Consider the following 4,393-nt stretch of genomic DNA (forward strand, 5'->3'; position numbering starts at 1 on the left):
GTCGTCGGCACCCTCCACCGCAACACCGGCAGCCTGGAACGCTTCGTCCAGTCCGCCGCCGAAGCCTGGTCCCACGGCGTCACCGTCGACTGGCCGACCGTCCTCCAGCCCTATCGCGCCCACGCCGTCGAGCTGCCCTCCTACCCCTTCCAGCGCCAGCGCTACTGGCTGGAGGCCGAACCCGCCTCCACCGACGCGCGCGGTCTCGGTCTGGCCTCGGCCGGGCACCCGCTGCTCGGCGCCGTCGTCGAGCTGGTCGAGGAGGACCGGCTGGTCTACACGGGCCGCCTCGCGCTCGACACGCAGCCGTGGCTCGCCGACCACGCCGTGCAGGGCACCGTCCTACTGCCCGGCACCGCGTTCCTCGAACTCGCGATGGCCGTGGGCGCGCGGATGGGCTGGCGACGGCTCGCCGAGCTGACCCTCCAGGCTCCGCTGCTGCTCCCGGCCGACGAAGCCGTACAGCTGCGGGTGACCGTCGAACCGCCGGCCGCCAACGGGCAGCGCGAGCTGGCCGTGCACTCCCGGCCGCAGGACGCCGACGCAGGCGCCCCGTGGACGCGGCACGCCGCGGCGACGCTCGAACTCGACGACGAGGGCGCGGACTTCGACCTCGTCGAGTGGCCGCCGCCCGGCGCCCGGGAGATCGACGTCGAGAGCCGCTACGACACCCTCTCGGAGGCGGGCTACGACTACGGCCCGGCCTTCCAGGGCCTGCGCGCCGCGTGGCGCTCCGGCCGCGACGTCTACGCCGAGGTCGGCCTGCCCGCCGAGCTGGACGCCACGGCCTTCGGCGTGCACCCGGCGGCCCTCGACGCGGCCCTGCACGCGGTCGGTCTGCTCCGCGAGGACGGCGGCACCGTCCTGCCCTTCTCCTGGTCCGGCGTCAGCCGCTACACCGAGGGCGCCGACGCCCTGCGGGTGCGGCTGAGCCCGCGGGGCGACGGGGTGGCCCTGCGCGTCACCGACGCCTCGGGCAAGCCCGTGCTGTCCGCCGAGTCCGTCACGATGCGGCCGTTCACCGCCGACCTGGCCGCCGGGCGGGGCACCGACGCGCTCTTCCGTGTCGAGTGGCAGCCGGTCCCCACCGCCACGGCCGACACCGACGTCTGCCTGGTCGCGGACCTGGCCGACGTACCGGACGCGGTGCCGCAGATCGTCGCCGTGCGATGTCCCGTCACCGACCGATGTCCGGACACCTCGCAGGACTCCGGAACGACGGGAACCGTTCTCGCCGAGTCCGCCCATCGGGCGGCGCGCTGGGCGCTCGAACTGGTCCAGGAGTGGCTGGCCGACGCCCGCTTCGCCGGCGCCCGTCTGCTGGTACTGACCGACGGCGCCGCGGGCCCCGAGGTCGACAACCCGGCCCAGGCCACCGTGTGGGGCCTGATCAGGACCGCCCAGTCCGAACACCCCGAGCGTTTCGCCCTGTTGGACTCGGACGAGGCGCACGACGCCCGGACCGTGCCCGGGGCCGTGCTCACCGAGCCGCAGCTCGCCCTGCGGTCGGGCGCGCTCCTCGCCCCCCGGCTGGTCCGGCACACGCCCGCCGCCGACCTGACCGGCGCCACCCCGCTCGACCCGGACGGCACCGTGCTCGTGACCGGCGGAACCGGCGTGCTCGGCGCCGCGGTCGCCCGGCACCTGGTCACCGGGCACGGCGCCCGCCGCCTGCTCCTGGTCAGCCGCCGCGGCGCCGACGCTCCCGGAGCGGACGAACTCGCCGCCGAGCTCACCGGGTTGGGTGCCGAGGTCACCCTCGCGGCCTGCGACACCGCCGACCGCGAGGCGCTCGCCCGGCTCCTCGACGGCGTACGGCTCACCGCCGTCGTCCACACCGCGGGTCTGCTCGACGACGGTGTCGTCGAGTCCCTGACGGCGGACCGGCTCGCGGCGGTGCTCCGGCCCAAGGTGGACGCCGCCGCGCACCTCGACGAGCTGACCGCCGGCCACGACCTCGCGGCCTTCGTCCTGTTCTCCTCGGTGGCGGGCGTGCTCGGCAACCCGGGCCAGGCCAACTACGCCGCCGGCAACGTCTTCCTCGACGCGCTCGCCGCGCGCCGCCGGGCCGCGGGCCGATCCGCGACCTCGCTCGCCTGGGGCCTGTGGGCCGAACGCACCGGCCTGACCGGCCACTTGGACGAGGACACCCTCTCTACGCGCGGCATCGCGCCGCTCTCCACCGAGCACGGCCTCGAACTCCTCGACCGGGCGCTCGCCGACGACCGGCCCGCCCTCGTACCGGCCCGTCTCGACCCGGCCTCGCTGCGGACCGACGCCCTCGCCGGAACCCTGTCCCCGCTGCTCCGCTCCCTCGTACGGGTCCCCCAGCGGCGCGCCGGCGAGTCCGGCCTGCGCCGCAGGCTCGGCCGGATGTCCGAGGACGAGGGCCGCCGTCTGCTGCTCGACGTCGTCCGCGCCCAGCTCGCCGCGGTCATCGGGAGCGAGTCGACGGACGGGATCGACCCGGACCAGCCGTTCAAGAGCTTCGGCATCGACTCGCTGCTCGCGGTGCAGCTGCGCAATCGCCTCAACTCCGCGACGGGCCTGCGCCTCCCGGCCACGCTGGTCTTCGACCACCCCACGCCGGCCGCCGTCGTCGACTTCACGCTCGCGCTCGCGCGGGAACGCGCCGAGAGCGCCCCCGCGCAGCCCGTCGTGGCCGTCGCCCCGCGGACGGACGACGACCCGATCGTGATCGTCGGCATGGGCTGCCGCTTCCCCGGCGGGGTGGACTCGCCCGAGGCGCTGTGGCGGCTCGTCGCCGAACAGCGCGATGTGATCTCGGAGTTCCCGGCCGACCGCGGCTGGGACCTGGACGGCCTCTACCACCCCGACCCGGACCACTCGGGCACCTCGTACGTACGGCACGGCGGGTTCCTCCACGAGGCCGCCGGGTTCGACCCCGCCTTCTTCGGGATCTCGCCGCGCGAGGCCCTCGCGATGGACCCGCAGCAGCGGCTGCTCCTCGAAGTGTCGTGGGAGGCCCTGGAGCGGGCCGGCATCACGCCCGGCTCGCTGTACGGCAGTGACACCGGGGTGTTCGCCGGGGTGATGTACCACGACTACGGCGGTGGCGGCCGGCTTCCGGAGGAGGCCGAGGGCCACTTCCTGACCGGCACCGCCGGCAGTGTGGCCACGGGCCGCGTCGCCTACACCCTCGGTCTGCAGGGCCCGGCCCTGACGGTCGACACGGCATGCTCGTCGTCGCTGGTCGCGCTCCACCTCGCGGTCCGCGCCCTGCGGTCGGGCGAGTGCTCGCTCGCCCTCGCGGGCGGCGCCGCCGTGATGTCCACGCCCAACACCTTCATCGAGTTCTCGCGGCAGCGGGGCCTCGCGGCCGACGGCCGGTGCAAGTCGTTCTCGGCGGACGCGGACGGCACGGCCTGGGCCGAGGGCGTCGGTGTCCTGGTCGTGGAGCGGCTGTCGGACGCCCGGCGCCTGGGCCACGAGGTCCTGGCCGTGGTGGCGGGATCCGCCGTCAACCAGGACGGCGCATCGAACGGCCTCACCGCCCCCAGCGGTCCGGCGCAGGAGCGGGTGATCCGGGCCGCCGTGCAGGACGCCGGTGTCACCTTCGCCGGTGTCGACGCCGTCGAGGCGCACGGTACGGGCACGGTGCTCGGCGACCCGATCGAGGCGCAGGCCCTCCTCGCGACCTACGGCAGCGAGCGCGACGGCGTGCCGCTCATGCTCGGCTCGCTCAAGTCCAACCTCGGCCACGCGCAGGCCGCCGCTGGTGTCGGCGGCATCATCAAGATGGTCATGGCCCTGCGCCACGGCGAACTCCCCGCCTCCCTCAACGTCGGCAGGCCGAGTGAGCTGGTCGACTGGGAGAGCGGCGGCGTCGAGGTGCTGACCGAGCCCCGTCCGTGGCCCGCCACCGACGGCAAGGTCCGGCGTGCCGGTGTCTCCTCCTTCGGCATCAGCGGCACCAACGCCCACGTCATCCTGGCGGAAGCCCCCACCGAGGAATCGGCCGAAGTCCCGGCCGACGAGGACCGCTTGGACGGCGCGGGCCTGCCGTGGCTCGTGTCGGCACGTACGGCGGACGCACTGGCCCACGCCGCCGAGCGGCTGGCCTCGTACGTACGGGAACGGCCGGAGCTCGGCCAGGCCGATGTGGCGCTCTCCCTCGCCACCGGGCGCTCCGGCTTCGAGGCGCGGGCCGTGCTGCCCGGCGCCGACGGCCGTGACGGGCTGCTCGCCGGCCTGGACGCCCTGGCGTCCCGGGAGGTCGAGGGCGTGACGGCGCCGGTCTCCGGCGCGAAGCCGGGCCGTACGTCGGGAGCTCCCGTCGTGTTCGTGTTCCCGGGGCAGGGTTCGCAGTGGGTCGGCATGGCCACCGCCCTCCTCGACTCCTCTCCGGAGTTCGCCCGCGTGATCGACGCGT

At 75.3% G+C, this 4,393-nt stretch carries 1 protein-coding gene; it reads left to right on the forward strand.

Annotation, left to right across the window (positions count from 1 at the left end; translation table 11 throughout):
• Positions 1 to 4,393: type I polyketide synthase (locus tag ACF07V_RS38745; RefSeq protein WP_392160903.1), on the forward strand; the 4,393-nt coding region annotated here is incomplete at both ends.

Source organism: Streptomyces sp. NPDC015661, assembly GCF_043077765.1.
In the GTDB taxonomy this organism is placed as follows: domain Bacteria; phylum Actinomycetota; class Actinomycetes; order Streptomycetales; family Streptomycetaceae; genus Streptomyces.